The organism is Streptomyces sp. NPDC046349, assembly GCF_055587885.1.
This window is the reverse complement of the sequence record NZ_JBVJFK010000009.1, coordinates 234,093-248,366: the sequence shown is the minus strand read 5'-3', so window position 1 is coordinate 248,366 and position 14,274 is coordinate 234,093. Positions and strand designations below refer to the sequence as shown.

The 14,274-nt window shown below is 71.6% G+C and carries 15 protein-coding genes and 1 pseudogene; 6 read left to right on the top strand and 10 right to left on the bottom strand.

Going from position 1 to position 14,274, the window contains the following annotated elements; all coding sequences use genetic code 11:
* Positions 1-9 precede the first annotated feature (9 nt).
* The 4 genes from kdpB to ACZ6JS_RS22570 are packed head-to-tail and all read right to left on the bottom strand — an operon-like array spanning position 10 to position 4,014.
* Positions 10-2,115 (bottom strand): potassium-transporting ATPase subunit KdpB, encoded by a 2,106-nt coding sequence (kdpB, locus tag ACZ6JS_RS22585; protein ID WP_469300298.1) that lies wholly within the window; start codon positions 2,113-2,115, stop codon positions 10-12.
* Entirely contained in the window at positions 2,112-3,776 is a 1,665-nt protein-coding gene (gene kdpA / locus ACZ6JS_RS22580) for a potassium-transporting ATPase subunit KdpA (RefSeq protein ID WP_469300296.1), read from the bottom strand. The genes kdpB and kdpA overlap by 4 nt, the downstream gene beginning before the upstream one ends.
* Positions 3,777-3,784: 8 nt before the next feature.
* A complete protein-coding gene (kdpF, locus tag ACZ6JS_RS22575; RefSeq protein WP_037860493.1) occupies positions 3,785-3,874 on the bottom strand; it encodes a K(+)-transporting ATPase subunit F in 90 nt (29 codons plus the stop codon).
* Positions 3,871-4,014, bottom strand: a complete 144-nt coding sequence (locus tag ACZ6JS_RS22570; protein WP_469300294.1) for a hypothetical protein — start codon at positions 4,012-4,014, stop codon at positions 3,871-3,873. Before ACZ6JS_RS22570 ends, kdpF begins: the two co-directional genes overlap by 4 nt.
* 106 nt (positions 4,015-4,120) lie before the next feature.
* Here ACZ6JS_RS22570 and ACZ6JS_RS22565 point away from each other — a divergent pair, with 106 nt between their 5' ends.
* Together ACZ6JS_RS22565 and ACZ6JS_RS22560 are read left to right on the top strand one after the other, a co-directional pair.
* Positions 4,121-4,513 (top strand): hypothetical protein, encoded by a 393-nt coding sequence (locus tag ACZ6JS_RS22565; RefSeq protein ID WP_469300293.1) that lies wholly within the window; start codon positions 4,121-4,123, stop codon positions 4,511-4,513.
* Between the two features lie 77 nt (positions 4,514-4,590).
* Entirely contained in the window at positions 4,591-4,764 is a 174-nt protein-coding gene (locus ACZ6JS_RS22560; protein ID WP_469300292.1) for a hypothetical protein, read from the top strand.
* Between the two features lie 16 nt (positions 4,765-4,780).
* Here ACZ6JS_RS22560 and ACZ6JS_RS22555 read toward each other — a convergent pair.
* Positions 4,781-4,903: pseudogene (locus ACZ6JS_RS22555) on the bottom strand (hypothetical protein); the annotation flags it as partial.
* A 77-nt stretch (positions 4,904-4,980) separates the two neighbouring features.
* Entirely contained in the window at positions 4,981-5,316 is a 336-nt protein-coding gene (locus ACZ6JS_RS22550) for an SAV_915 family protein (protein WP_469300290.1), read from the bottom strand.
* Between the two features lie 460 nt (positions 5,317-5,776).
* On the opposite strand from ACZ6JS_RS22550, the gene ACZ6JS_RS22545 reads away from it, so the two are divergent.
* The 4 genes from ACZ6JS_RS22545 (at position 5,777) to ACZ6JS_RS22530 (ending at position 8,275) form a co-directional block, all read left to right on the top strand.
* Positions 5,777-6,154 carry a hypothetical protein gene (locus ACZ6JS_RS22545; protein WP_469300288.1) on the top strand — a complete coding sequence of 126 codons (378 nt, stop codon included), beginning with the start codon at positions 5,777-5,779 and terminating at the stop codon, positions 6,152-6,154.
* Positions 6,155-6,228: 74 nt separating this feature from the next.
* Entirely contained in the window at positions 6,229-6,621 is a 393-nt protein-coding gene (locus ACZ6JS_RS22540; protein WP_469300286.1) for a hypothetical protein, read from the top strand.
* Between the two features lie 128 nt (positions 6,622-6,749).
* Positions 6,750-7,697: a phosphotransferase family protein gene (locus ACZ6JS_RS22535; RefSeq protein WP_469300285.1), complete on the top strand. Its 948-nt coding sequence runs from the start codon at positions 6,750-6,752 to the stop codon at positions 7,695-7,697.
* A 113-nt stretch (positions 7,698-7,810) separates the two neighbouring features.
* Entirely contained in the window at positions 7,811-8,275 is a 465-nt protein-coding gene (locus tag ACZ6JS_RS22530) for a flavodoxin family protein (RefSeq protein ID WP_469300283.1), read from the top strand.
* A 68-nt stretch (positions 8,276-8,343) separates the two neighbouring features.
* Here ACZ6JS_RS22530 and ACZ6JS_RS22525 read toward each other — a convergent pair whose 3' ends face one another.
* The 4 genes from ACZ6JS_RS22525 to ACZ6JS_RS22510 all read right to left on the bottom strand — a co-directional run bounded on the left by ACZ6JS_RS22525 (position 8,344) and on the right by ACZ6JS_RS22510 (position 14,044).
* Positions 8,344-9,087 (bottom strand): class I SAM-dependent methyltransferase, encoded by a 744-nt coding sequence (locus ACZ6JS_RS22525; protein WP_469300282.1) that lies wholly within the window; start codon positions 9,085-9,087, stop codon positions 8,344-8,346.
* Between the two features lie 190 nt (positions 9,088-9,277).
* Complete coding sequence (gene xdhC, locus ACZ6JS_RS22520) at positions 9,278-10,183, bottom strand: xanthine dehydrogenase accessory protein XdhC (RefSeq protein ID WP_469300542.1); 906 nt, start codon at positions 10,181-10,183, stop codon at positions 9,278-9,280.
* Position 10,184: 1 nt separating this feature from the next.
* Entirely contained in the window at positions 10,185-12,584 is a 2,400-nt protein-coding gene (xdhB, locus tag ACZ6JS_RS22515) for a xanthine dehydrogenase molybdopterin binding subunit (protein ID WP_469300280.1), read from the bottom strand.
* Positions 12,581-14,044, bottom strand: coding sequence for a xanthine dehydrogenase small subunit (locus ACZ6JS_RS22510; protein ID WP_469300278.1), 1,464 nt, complete (start codon positions 14,042-14,044; stop codon positions 12,581-12,583). The genes xdhB and ACZ6JS_RS22510 overlap by 4 nt, the downstream gene beginning before the upstream one ends.
* Between the last annotated feature and the right edge of the window lie 230 nt (positions 14,045-14,274).

The window sequence follows — 14,274 nt, the reverse complement described above, 5'->3', positions numbered from 1 at the left end:
GTTCCTGATTCAGGCGAGGCCGGGGATGAGGGAGATGAGCATGTCGATGAGCTTGATGCCGATGAACGGGGCGATCAGACCACCCGCGCCGTACAGGCCGAGGTTGCGGCGGAGCATCCTGTCGGCGCTGCTGGGCCGGTACCGGACGCCCTTCAGGGCGAGCGGCACGAGCGCGATGATGATCAGCGCGTTGAAGACGACGGCGGACAGGATCGCGGAGCTGGGGGAGGCCAGGCCCATGATGTTGAGCTTGTCCAGGCCCGGGTAGGCGACCGCGAACATCGCGGGGATGATCGCGAAGTACTTCGCCACGTCGTTGGCGATGGAGAAGGTGGTCAGGGCTCCGCGGGTGATGAGGAGCTGCTTTCCGATCTCGACGATCTCGATGAGCTTGGTCGGGTCGGAGTCCAGGTCGACCATGTTCCCGGCCTCCTTGGCGGCCGAGGTGCCCGTGTTCATCGCCACGCCGACATCGGCCTGGGCCAGGGCCGGGGCGTCGTTCGTGCCGTCGCCGGTCATCGCGACGAGCTTGCCGCCCGCCTGTTCCCGCTTGATCAGGGCCATCTTGTCCTCGGGCGTGGCCTCGGCGAGGAAGTCGTCGACGCCTGCCTCCTGCGCGATGGCCTTCGCGGTCAGAGGGTTGTCGCCCGTGATCATGACGGTCCTGATGCCCATGCGGCGCAGCTCGTCGAACCGCTCGCGCATGCCCTCCTTGACCACGTCCTTGAGGTGGATGGCACCGAGGACGCGGGCGCCCTCCTCGTCCTGCACGGCGACGAGGAGCGGCGTGCCGCCGGCCTCGGAGATGCGGTCGGCCAGGAGGTAGGCCTCGTCGGAGCCCCGGCCGCCGTGTGCCTCGACCCAGGTGACGACGGAGCGGGCCGCGCCCTTGCGGGTCCTGCTGCCGTCGACGTCGACACCGGACATGCGGGTCTGGGCGGTGAACGCGATCCACTCGGCCCGGGGCAGTTCGCCCTGGTGGCGTTCGCGCAGACCGTACTTCTCCTTCGCGAGGACCACGATCGAGCGGCCCTCGGGCGTCTCGTCGGCAAGGGACGACAACTGCGCGGCGTCCGCCAGCTCGGCTTCCGTCGTGGCCGTGACCGGGACGAACTCGCAGGCCTGGCGATTGCCGAGGGTGATGGTGCCCGTCTTGTCGAGGAGCAGCGTGGACACGTCACCGGCGGCCTCGACCGCACGCCCGCTCATCGCGAGGACGTTGCGCTGGACGAGGCGGTCCATTCCGGCGATGCCGATCGCGGACAGCAACGCCCCGATGGTGGTGGGGATGAGACAGACCAGCAGCGCGGTGAGCACGATCATCGACTGCTCGGCCTGCGCGTACATCGCGAACGGCTGGAGCGTGACGACCGCGAGCAGGAAGACGATCGTGAGGGAGGCGAGGAGGATGTTCAGCGCGATCTCGTTCGGCGTCTTCTGCCGGGCCGCGCCTTCCACGAGGGCGATCATGCGGTCGATGAAGGTCTCGCCGGGCTTCGTCGTGATCTTGATGACGATCCGGTCGGAGAGCACCTTCGTGCCACCGGTGACCGCGCTGCGGTCGCCACCGGACTCCCGGATGACCGGCGCGGACTCGCCGGTGATGGCCGACTCGTCGACGGACGCGACACCCTCCACGACGTCACCGTCGCCGGGGATGACGTCGCCGGCCTCGCAGACGACCAGGTCGCCGATGCGCAGCTCGGTGCCGGGGACCTGTTCCTCGCCCCTGCCGTCCTCGGCCAGGCGGCGGGCGACGGAGTCGGTCTTCGCCTGGCGCAGGGTGTCGGCCTGGGCCTTGCCGCGGCCCTCGGCGACGGCCTCGGCGAGGTTCGCGAAGATCGTGGTGAGCCACAGCCAGGCGGTGACGGCCCAGGTGAACCAGTCCGTCGGGTCCAGACACGCGAGGACGGTCGTGACGACCGAGCCGATCAGGACGACGAACATGACCGGGGACCTGACCATGCTGCGGGGATCGAGCTTGCGCACCGCGTCCGGGAAGGACTTCAGCAGCAGCTCGGGGTCGAACAGGCCGCCGCCCACGCGCCCGCCGCCCGGCTTGTGGCCGGTGTGCACGTCCTGGTGCGGAGCCCTGGTGGGAGTGATGGTGCTCATGCTGCGAGCCCTTCGGCGAGCGGACCCAGTGCCAGGGCCGGGAAGTAGGTGAGTCCGGTGATGATCAGGATCGTTGCGACGAGCAGGCCCGCGTAGAGCGGCTTGTCGGTACGCAGGGTGCCGGCCGTCTCCGGGACGGGCTTCTGATCGGCCAGCGAGCCGGCCAGCGCCAGGACGAAGACCATCGGCAGGAAGCGGCCCAGCAGCATGGCGATGCCGATGGTGCTGTTGAACCACCGGGTGTCGGCGTTCAGGCCCGCGAAGGCCGAGCCGTTGTTGTTGGCGCCGGAGGTGTAGGCGTAGAGGATCTCGGAGAACCCGTGCGCGCCGAGGTTCGTCATGGAGTCGCCGGGGGTGGGCAGGGCCATGGCGGCCGCGGTGAAGCACAGCACCAGGGCGGGGGTGACGAGGATGTAGCAGGCGGCCAGCTTGATCTCGCGGGTGCCGATCTTCTTGCCCAGGTACTCGGGGGTGCGGCCGACCATCAGACCGGCGATGAACACCGCGATGATCGCCATGATCAGCATGCCGTACAGGCCGGACCCGACACCGCCGGGCGCGATCTCGCCGAGCTGCATGCCCAGCATGGTGATGCCGCCGCCGAAGCCGGTGTAGGAGGAGTGGAAGGAGTTGACCGCGCCCGTGGAGGTGAGGGTGGTCGCGACGGCGAAGATCGACGAACCGCCGACCCCGAAGCGCGCTTCCTTGCCCTCCATCGCCCCGCCGGAGACGTCGAACGCCGGGCCGGGGTGCGCGAACTCGGTCCACATCATCAGCGCGGTGAAGGCGATCCAGACGAAGCCCATCGTGGCGAGGATCGCGTAGCCCTGGCGCAGGTTGCCGACCATCCGGCCGAAGGTCCGGGTCAGCGCGAACGGGATGAGGAGGATCAGGAGGACCTCGAAGAGGTTCGAGAAGGGCGTTGGGTTCTCGAAGGGGTGGGCCGAGTTGGCGTTGAAGTAGCCGCCGCCGTTCGTACCGAGTTCCTTGATGACCTCCTGGGAGGCGACCGCCCCGCCGTTCCACTGCTGGGTGCCGCCCGTGAACTGCCCGACCTCGTGGATACCCGCGAAGTTCTGGATGACGCCGCAGGCGACGAGGACGAGCGCGCCGACCACGGCGATCGGCAGCAGGATGCGGACGGTACCTCGGACCAGGTCGGCCCAGAAGTTGCCCAGCTCCCCGGTACGGGAGCGGGCGAAGCCCCGTACGAGGGCCACGGCGACGGCCATGCCGACGGCCGCCGAGACGAAGTTCTGCACCGCCAGGCCGCCGGTCTGCACGACGTGGCCCATGGCCTGCTCGCCGTAGTAGGACTGCCAGTTCGTGTTGGCCACGAAGGACGCGGCGGTGTTGAACGCCTGGTCCGGGTCGATCGACACGAAGCCGAGCGAGCCCGGCAGTACGCCCTGGGCGCGCTGCAACAGGTGGAGGAACAGGACGCTCACGGCCGAGAAGGCGAGGACGGCCCGCAGGTAGGCGGGCCAGCGCATCTCGGCCCAAGGGTCGGCGCCGATGGCCTTGTAGATCCACTTCTCCGGCTTGTAGTGCCTCCCGGAGGAGTAGACGCGGGCCATGTGGTCGCCCAGCGGACGGTACGCCAGGGCCAGCGCGGCGACCAGTGCGAGCAGCTGGAGCACACCAGCGGTTACGGGGCTCATGGCAGTGCTCAGAACCTCTCCGGGTACACGAGGGCGAGGACGAGGTAACCGAGCAGGGAGACGGCCACGACGAGGCCGACGACGTTCTCGACGGTCACAGCTTGGTCACCCCCCGGGCGATGAGGGCCACCAGCGCGAAGACCGCGACCGTGGTGACGACGAAGGCCAGATCGGCCACCGTGAGCTCCTGGAAGAAGAGAGTGGAAACGAATCGGCCGTGCGGCCGATGACCAGACAACCCCCTCTCCGCCGGAGCGCAGGCACGCCTTGACGGGCCCTATACGGCGGTGCCCGAACCCTTGACGGCGCCCATACGCCGACCGCCCCGGCGCCGGTTCGCGGCCATGCCGTTTCGACGCCGTCCTCACTTCGCCCGACGGAGGAACAGGCGAGCAGCGCAGACCGCCGCCCGCCCGCTCGGCCCCGAGGACCGGGAGTGGGCCGAAGCGCTGCGCCGCGACCGGGAGTTGCGGCAGCCGTGCGCCGAGCTCGTCGAGCTCCCCTCGGACGCCCGCCCGCCCGGCCGGCCGGTGTCCGGCTGCGTACGGGAACGGGAGCGGCCCCGGCCGGTCCCCCAGGTGGCCGTCCTCATCCAGGAGACCGATCCCTCCCATGTGTGGCAGCTGGTGCTGCACAACCGGCAACCGGCGCGGCTCCGTCGTCGCCACGCGGTCCGCCGCGACTCCGACACGGTCGTCCGCCGGCTGCGCCTGCGCGTCGGCGACGGCGCCGACTGACGCCCGGGGCATCAGGACGCCGACAGGAATCCGGCCGGACCCTCGCCACGGCGCGGGTCCGGCGGGATTCTCGTCACGTGACCGGAGACTGGTATCCCGACCGCGGCATCCGCCGGACCGTGCGCGCCCTCGGGGCGGCCGGGCTGACCGTCGTCGCCACCGGCGCCGCCTTCGAAGCCATGTGGCTGCTCGGCATCGGCGTCTGGGGGATCATCGCCGCGATGGGCATCGAGATCGTCTACCGGCCGTGAGGGGCGGTGCGACCGTTCACGACCGGCGCATGGCGGATCGGCCCGCGCAGCGCGCGGCGTCGCCCGGTTCCGCGTCGATCCGGGTCAGCTGGTTGTACTGAGCCGTGCGGTAGGAGCGGGAGAGCGAGCCGGTCTTGATGACGCGGGTCAGACGGACAGTCGTCCGCGCCGGTGGCGGCCGCGTAGAGGCCGTCGGTGGTCATCGCGACCTCCCCGTCAGAGAGCGCGGGTGCTGACATCGCCCGTCCGGCTCGGCACCGGAGTGACGGCGGGAGCGGTGAGGGTCGGGTCGATCGTCAGCCGGCACCCGCCCAGCGGTGCGGCCAGCGCGCGCAGCGCGGACTCGGACAGCCGGATCCAGGGATGCCCCGCGCCGAGCGTGGCCGCCAGCAGGTCGGGGCGGGTGAAGCCGACGGCGGTGCGGTCGCCCAGAGGGGTGCGGTACATCCGGAGCGCCACCTCCGCCGTACCCGGCCGGACGGGCACGTAGAGGGGTCCGGCCGACACCCGTTCTTCGGGTTCGGGGTCGTCGTCGTACCGGAACAGGCACATGGGGCCCTCCCTGGGGAACCACGAGTGGTTGGTGAGGCCCCGGGCGCGGGGAGGCGGCCCGGGGCGCGGCAACGAAGCTATCCCCGCCCGCCCCGCGCCGGGCCACTCCGTAACGCGGCTCTTACGGCGGCCGGCCAAGTCCCTACGCGTCGCTGACGGCCGGGGCCGGGGGCGTCGTCCGGCGCGGCCGCCCTGTGGGCGGTCGTCATGGGCCGGACGTGCCTGGCGTCCGGGCCGCGGGACGCGCCGGGCGCCCCCGGCCGCCGGGGCTTCCGTCAGGGGCTTGACGAGGGAACCCGAAGATATGACACTCGGAGTGCAAGTTGTTTTGTCGCTATTGAGTTTTTGGTCAATGACTGCAAGGGAAAGGTGAGAAATGTCCGTCTACGGCGCCCGAGCATGTGCCGGGCAGAGCCCTGTCCGCGGGCGGCGCACGAGGGCCGGGGCCGCGCGCAGGCGCATGGCCTACGGCGTCGCCGGCGTCGCCGTGGGTGCCGTGTGGGCGTTCGGCGGGGACACCCCGGCGTGGGAGCATGCGGTGCGCGTACTCCTGGTGGTGCTCTGCGTCAGCGTGACCGGCCGCCTCGTCGGCAGCCGGCTCGCCCGCAGTGGTAGGGCTCCGCTCGACCGGAGCCTCTTCCTCGGCCTCGTGGCGGCGAAGGTGCTCCTCGTGGCCGCCGCTCTGCTCGTCGACCGGGTCGCCGGGCTGTGGTTCTCCGAACCGGCGTTGATCACCGCCGCGATCCTGTTCGTCGCGGTGGCCGTCGGAGGTCCCGCCCTGCACGCCCGGCTGGCGCACGGCGGTGACGGGCGGGGAGGGCGGACGTCCCTGCCGTAGGCGTTGCAGGCCATACTTGTCGGACGCTTACGCGTCCCGCGGCTGGTCGGGGACGCCGGATCGGCAGGAGCACCTTGACCGTCGCTGGGAACCGCTGGCACCTGCAGGGGTCTGTCGGGTACACCTGCTCCGGCGCGGAGGCCGGACAACTGCTCTGGCGCCGACGGGACTGGGCGACTCTGGAGACGTGGTTCGAGAGCGACACGGGACGGCTCTTGAACGTGGTCGCCAACGGCGAGCGCGCGAAGGTCGTCTTCCTCGACGGGGAGGGCGACCCGGGCGAGCATCTCGTCGATCCGCGCGCCGAGGGCGCGTCGGACGGCTACCAGCTGTCCAACGGACAGGGCGACAGCCACGCCGACCGCGACACCGTCCCCTTCGACGTGGCCGCCCGCGCCGTCGGGTACTTCATCGAGCACCACACCTGGCCCGCCGACGTGACCGTCGAAGACGACCGCGGTCGATGACCGGCGGTGTCCGGCACGCCCCGGATCGGGAATCCGGGCCGTCCGAGGAGCGTTCCTGCCCGCCCCACGCCTGCCGCGCGGCCGGGCAGGGTAGCCTGCCCCCTGGGTGAGGGACCGGGGGTACAGGGGTGGAACTCGACCGTCAGGACTGGAGCGCCACGCGCTCCTGGGTGGAGAAGGGCCTGTCCGGGGCGGAACGCATCGAACGGGTCGTGCCGCTGCGCGGCGGCTGGACGTCGCAGATGCGCCGACTGGACCTCTGCGGTCCGGGCGGTCGGCGCTCCCTCGTCCTGCGGTCCTTCGTCAAGCCCTTCTACGTTCGCCACGCCGAGGCCCTGCTGACCCGTGAGGCGGCCATCCTGCGCCTGCTCGGTGGCACGGACGTGCCCGCGGCCACGCTCACGGCGGTGGACGCGACGGCGCAGTACTGCGATCACCCCTCCCTGCTGATGTCCCTGCTGCCGGGCACCGTGCGCCTGGACGATGAGGGCGCCGAGGACCGTGCCGAACTGCTCGCCCGACAGCTGGTGCGCATCCACCGGCTGCCCGTGAGCGCGTCACGACGGCCCCGCCCCTACCAGGCCTGGACGTCTCCGGAGCGGGTGACCCCACCGCCCGGCACCGAGCGTCCCGAGCTCTGGCGGCGCGCGGTCGACATCATCCGCCGGGAGCCGCCGGCCCATCAGGGCCGGTTCCTGCACCGGGACTTCCATCCCGGCAACGTCCTGTTCACCGGTACCGGCGCCGATCTGCGGATCAGTGGCGTCGTCGACTGGGTGGAGACGTCGTGGGGTCCGGCCGACCTGGACGTGGCCCACTGCTCGACGGCTCTCGCCCTCCTGCACGGGGTTTCCGCGGGCATGGGTTTCACCGACCGCTACGTCGCCGCGGGAGGAAGCCCGGCCGACCGCGCCACCCATCTCTACTGGCGGCTGCTGGACGCGCTGGGCTTCGCGCCGGACGCGGAGAAGGTCGCCGTTCCCTGGCGGGAACTGGGCCGCGAAGACCTCACGGCCGACGTCCTGGCGCAGAGGCTGGAGGGCTACATCGAGGCCCTCTTCGAGCGCTACGCCTGAACCGGCGCCGTCCCCTGCCCGAGCCCTGGACCAAGGGGCGCGGGACGGGACTGTCACATCCGGCGGGCCCGGTCGGTCTCCGGTGTGCGGGACGACGACCGAAAGGGACGCCGATGAAGAATCTGCTCGTCTGCACGTCCGTATCCCACGGCAACACCCGGCGCGTGGCGGAGGCGATGGCCGAGGTGCTCGACGCGCGCGTGGTCGCGCCGCAGGAGGTGGCGGCCTCGGAGATGGCGGGCCACGACCTGGTGGGCTTCGGGTCCGGGGTCTTCGCGCAGCGGATGCACCCGGACCTGCTCGCGTTCGCGCGGGCCCTGCCGACGGCGTCGGCATCGGCGGCGGGGCGGGCGTTCGTGTTCGCCACGAGCGGCCTGCCGGAGTTCCCGTTCGCGCCGTTCACCCGGCCGCTCGTACGGCTCCTCGAGGGCAAGGGGTTCGCCGTCGAAGCCACCTTCACCTGCCGAGCCCTCGACACGTGGGCACCGTTCAGGCCGGTCGGCGGCATCAACAAGCAGCGGCCGAACGCGGGTGACCTGGCCGCCGCCCGCGCGTTCGCCGGGCGGCTCGTGGAATGAGACCCGGCGGCCCGTCCCCGCCCCCCGAGCCGGGGCCGGGCCGCCGTCCACGCCGGCAGCCGGGGCCGTCAGGCGCGGCAGCGCAGCATCTCGAGCGGCGGGTTGGCGTGGAAGTCCGCCCAGAACCCCGCGTCGAACGCGCCCTCGCCGGCCTCCGACACCGTCATCGGCACCCAGGTCAACTCGCTGAACCCAGCCGCCTGCAGGCACTTCTCGTACACCTCCCGGCGCGGCCGGTTGGCGATGAAGGACACCGGCGGGTCGAGCAGTGCCGTCGTCCGGACCTGCGGCCCGGTCTCGACCTCCACACCGGTGAGTTCGCTGCGGAAGCCGTACCGCTCCGGGGTGGGCCCGTCGAAGCGGAAGTCGGGCGACTGGTTGAGCAGGAAGAGCTCGCCACCGGGCTTCAGGCCGCGGTGCAGGGCGCGGCACATGCGCTCGGTCGTGGCGATGTCCTCGGCGTAGTTGAGCAGTTGGACCGCGAGGGCGATGTCGAAGGGCTGCGCGATGGGCCGCAGCTCGGCCACATCGCCCACCTCGTAGCGAACCCCCAGCGGGTCGCCGTCCTCCAACTGCCGCGCGACGGCGATCATTTCACCGGAGATGTCGATGCCGAGCACCTCCGCGGCGCCGCGCCGCCTGAACTCCCGGCTGTAGAAGCCGGTTCCGGACGCCAGGTCGATGACCGACTTGCCGCGCACGTCCCCGACCAGCGCCAGGAAGCTGGGTATCACCACGTACTGTTCCAGCGGCAGGGCCTTGAACCCCTCGTAGGCCTCGCCGATCTCGTCGTACTGTTGCTGCGCGCTCATGGTGACGTCCTCCCCGTTCAGGCATGCTTCGGCCACGACCCCCGTCCCAGGGTGGCGCCGCGGCCCCTCCTCGGAAGTCTCTACGGGGCCGGGCTGACGCCCGTACTGGCAGAACCCCCAAAGATCCGGACATCCTCCCGGCGTCGTGTACGGAGGGCCGGCCGGAGCGGATCAGGCCGCGCCGGCGCCGTCACCGGTCGCCCACCGCCGCCCCCGCTACCGGCTCGTCCGACGGTGCGTACGCGACGGCGGCAGCCGGCGCCGGCGTCACCGCATCCGGGACGGACCGGCGGCGGTCCTGTTCGAAGGTACGGAGCAGGTCCGCCGCCACGCTCACCGCGATCGTGGCGGGCTCCTTGCCGCCGATCCCCGGGATCCCGATCGGGGTCTTGATCCGGTCGATGGCGGCCGCGGCATGACCGCCCTCGGCGGCCAGGCGTTGCCGGAAGCGTGCCCATTTCGCCGACGAGCCGATCAGCCCGATGGAGCCGAGACCGGCGGTGCGCAGGGCGGCGTCGCACAGCGCGGCGTCCTCGGCGTGATCGTGGGTCATGATCAGGACGTGGGCGCCGGGCGGCAGCTGCGCGAGGACCTCCTCCGGCAGCAGCGGCGTGTGGTGCACCCGGATCTGCGCCACCGCGTCCGCGAGCACGCCGAGCCGGTCCTCGGTGAGCATGTCCGGGCGGGAGTCGATCAGGTGCAGGTCGAGGTGGTGACGGGCCAGGATGCGTGCCAGTTCCAGTCCCACGTGTCCGACGCCGAAGACCGCCACCGCCTCGACCACCGGCAGCGGCTCGAACAGCACCGTGACGGAGCCGCCGCAGCACTGCACCCCGTGCCGGCCGGTGACCTTGTCGTTGAGGGCGAACTCCATCAGCTCCGGCTCCGGATCGGCCGCGCCGTTCAGCTCGCGCGCCCGGTCGATGGCGACGGCCTCGATGTTGCCGCCGCCGATCGACCCCCAGGTCTCGGTGTGTCCCACCACGAGCTTGGCACCGGCCCGGCGGGGCGCGTGGCCGCGTACGGTCGCGACGGTCACGAGCACGCCGGGCTCCCGGCGTGCCCGCAACCGCGCGACCGCGGCCACCCAGCCCATGTCAGGCATTGATCGGTGCACTTGCCTCGGCCGGGATCCCGGAGCCGTCGGGCGCCTGCCCGCCGTACGGTGCACCGCCGCCGCGCGCCGACTCGACCGCCCAGTACACGGCCTCGGGCGTCGCCGGGGAGGCGAGTTCGACGCTGACCCCTTCGGGCCCGAAGGCCGCCGCGGCCTGCCGCAGCGCCTCCCGCACCGAGAAAGCCAGCATCAGCGGAGGCTCGCCCACCGCCTTGGAGCCGTAGACCGCGCCCTCCTCCGTGGCGTTCTCCAGGAGCCTTACGTTGAACTCCTCGGGCATCTCCGAGAAGCTCGGCAGCTTGTACGTGCTCGCCGCCTGGGTGAGCAGTCGGCCCCGGTTCGGACCGTCGCCGGCGTCCCACCGCAGGTCCTCCAGCGTCAGCCAGCCCGCCCCCTGTACGAAGCCGCCCTCGACCTGACCGATGTCGATCATGGGGGAGAGGCTGTCACCGACATCGTGGACGATGTCCACCCGCCGGATCCGGTACGCGCCGGTGAAGCCGTCCACCTCCACCTCGGCCGCTGCTGCGCCGTAGGAGAAGTACTTGAACGGCGACCCCTGGAACACCTGCGGGTCCCAGTGCAGGCCCTCGGTCCGGTAGAAGCCGGCCGCCGACAGCTGGACTCGCTGGAAGTACGCCGTGCGCACCAGGTCGTCCCAGGCCAGCTCCGCGTCACTGCCGAGGACGTGCGCGACGCCGTCGACGATGCGCACGTCCGAGGCGCTCGCACCCAGTCGGGTACCGGCGACCTGGAGCAGCCGCTCGCGGATCTGCTCGCAGGCGTTCTTCACCGCGGCGCCGTTGAGGTCAGCCCCGGCGCTGGCGGCGGTGGCCGAGGTGTTGGGCACCTTGTCCGTGCGGGTCGGGGCCAGCCGCACCTTGTGCAGCGGGACGCCCAGCGTGGTGGCGGCCACCTGCAGCATCTTGGTGTGCAGGCCCTGCCCCATCTCGGTTCCGCCGTGGTTGATCAGGACCGAGCCGTCCTTGTAGACCAGCACCAGCGCACCGGCCTGGTTGAAGGCGGTGAGGTTGAAGGAGATCCCGAACTTGATCCCGGTGACCGCGAGCGCCCGTTTGGTGTGCGGGTGCGCGGCGTTGAAGGCCGCGATCTCGGCCTTGCGGTCGGCGATGCGGGCGTCGCCCTGGACCTGGCGCCAGACGGTGGCGATCCGTTCGGGGTGCAGGACCCGCTGGCCGTAAGGCGTCGAGTGGCCCCGCCGGTAGAAGTTGCGTTCGCGCAGCTCCATGGGGTCGAGGCCGAGCAGTGGCGCGCACCGGCCCATGATGTCCTCGATCACCAGCATGCCCTGAGGCCCCCCGAAGCCGCGGAAAGCGGTGTTGGAAACCTTGTTGGTCCTGGCGATGCGGCCGGCGACCCGTGCGTGGGGGATCCAGTAGGTGTTGTCGATGTGGCACAGTGCGCGGGCCACCACGGGCTCGGACAGGTCCAGGCTCCAGCCGCCGTCCGCGGTCAGCGTGGCGTCGAGGGCCTGGATGCGGCCCTCGGCGTCGAAGCCGATCTTCCATGTGGCGTGGAAGCCGTGGCGCTTGCCGGACATGGTCAGGTCCTGGGTGCGGTTGAGCCGTACCCGGACCGGCCGGCCGGTCAGCCTGGCACCGAGCGCGGCGATGGCCGCGAATCCGTGGGGCTGCATCTCCTTGCCGCCGAAGCCTCCGCCCATGCGCAGGCACTGCACGGTCACCTCGTGGCTGTGCAGGCCGAGCACGTGCGCGACGATCTCCTGCGTCTCCGAGGGGTGCTGGGTGCTGCTCTGGACGAACATCTGCCCGTTCTCGTCGACGTGGGCCAGCGCCGCGTGCGTCTCCAGATAGAAGTGCTCCTGGTCGGAGAACTGGAACTCGCCGGTGAACACGTGTGCGGAGTCGGCGAAGCCGGCGTCGACATCGCCGGTCTCCATCACGGGCCGGGCGCCGTGGTAGCTCCCGGCGGCCATCGCCTCCCGCAGCGTGATCACTGAGGGCTGCTCGTCGAGGTCCACCTCGACGGCCGCCGCGCCGAGCCGGGCCGCCTCCAGGGTCTCGGCGAGCACCCAGGCGACGGCGTGGCCGTGGAACATGACCGTGTCGGGGAACAGCGGTTCGTCGTGCTTCATGCCGGCGTCGTTGACACCGGGCACGTCGGCCGCGGTCAGTACGCGGACCACACCGGGCACGGCGAGCGCGGGTTCGGTGCGCAGCGCGGTGATCGTGCCGTGCGCCTTCATGACCTGGACCGGGTAGGCGTGCAGCACGTCCTTGGTGCGGTGGACCAGGTCGTCGGTGTAGAGAGCGGCGCCGGTGACGTGCAGGCCGGCGCTCTCGTGCGGCAGCGGAAGACCGACGACGGGCTTCTCGGGGCGTTCGGACAGATGGCTCATGACGACACCGCCTCGGTGGTTCGCGCGTACAGCTTCAGCAGGCTCTGGCCGAGCATCGCGGCGCGGTACCCGGCGCTGGCGCGGTGGTCGTCCATCGGCGTGCCCTCGGCCCGGAGCACCCGGGCCGCGGCCTCGACGGTCCCCTCCGTCCAGGGCTCGCCCTCCAGGGCGGCCTCGGCGGCGAGGGCGCGGATCGGGGTGGCGGCCACGCCGCCCAGGCCGATGCGCGCCTTGCGGACGGTCCCGTCCTCGATGTCCAGGGCGAAGGCGACCGCCACGCTGGAGATGTCGTCGAAGCGCCGTTTGGCGATCTTGTGGAAGGCCGTGACCGGTGACAGCGGCAGGGGGACGCGTACCGCGCGGATCAGTTCGCCCGGGCGGCGCACGCTCTGCCGGTAACCGGTGAAGTAGTCGCAGAGGGGGACCTCGCGCTCGCCGTCGGCGTCGGCGAGCACCACCGACGCCTCCAGCGCGAGCAGGACGGGCGGGCTGTCGCCGATGGGCGACCCGGTTCCCAGGTTGCCGCCGAGGGTGGCGCTGTTGCGGATCAGTCGGGAGGCGAACTGCGGGAACAGCTCCGCCAGCAGCGGGACGGCACCGTCGAGGCGGCGCTCGATCTCCGTGAGGGTCTGCGCGGCACCGATCTCGATATGGTCGGACCCGACGTGCAGGCCGCGCAGTTCGGGCAGCCGGTCGACGGCCACTACGCAACTCGCCCGGCGTGAACGGATGTTGACCTCGACGCCCCAGTCGGTGCTTCCGGCCACGACCACCGCGTCGGGCCGCTCGCGCAGCAGCCGTACCGCGTCGGCCAGCGTGCCCGGCCGCAGGAACGTGCTGTCGTCCTGCGCGTACGCGGTGGCCGCCGGTTCGGGCGGGCACTGATCGCGGCGCTGCGCCAGGGGATCGTCCTCGGCGGGCATGCCGATGGCGAACGCGGCGTCGCGGATGGGGCGGTAGCCGGTGCAGCGGCACAGGTTCCCGCTCAGCGCGTGCAGATCGAAACCGTTCGGGCCGTGCTCGGAGCCCGTCCCGTCGGCCGGGGCGGCGTGCGCGCAGCGGTCGGGCCGGTAGTACTCGGAGGCCATGCTGCAGATGAACCCCGGTGTGCAGTAGCCGCATTGGGAACCGCCGCGGACGGCCATCTCCTCCTGTACGGGGTGCAACACGGCCGGCGTGCCGGATTCGCCGGCGGTGGCGAGGCCCTCGGAGGTGACGACCTCCTGGCCGTCGAGCGCCGCCACCGGCATCAGGCAGGCGTTGACCGCCACCCAGTCGGTGGGCCTGTCCACCCCGGGACGGGCCACCAGAACGGAACAGGCGCCGCATTCACCCTCGGCGCAGCCCTCCTTGGTGCCGGTCAGCCCCCGCTCGCGGAGGAAATCGAGCACCGTGGTGTGGGGTGCGGCCGGGGAAATCGGTGCTTCTTTCCCGTTGACCGTGATCCGCGCCGCTACCATTGCACGGCCTCGTTTCGGTGCACGGTCGATCGGACTGTCCAAGTCGCCATTTCAGGAGCTTTCTCTTCCGGTGGCCGCAGCCCGGGACACCGCAGTGCCGCAGCGCGACGCATCGGCACGCGACGGCGTGCCGTAAGTGGTGACATAGATGAGAAGGTGCCGGGGCCGCAATCGGGCACGCCGACAAGGGGGCTGCTCAGCAGCCGTGTGCTACACGACCCGGAGCCCAG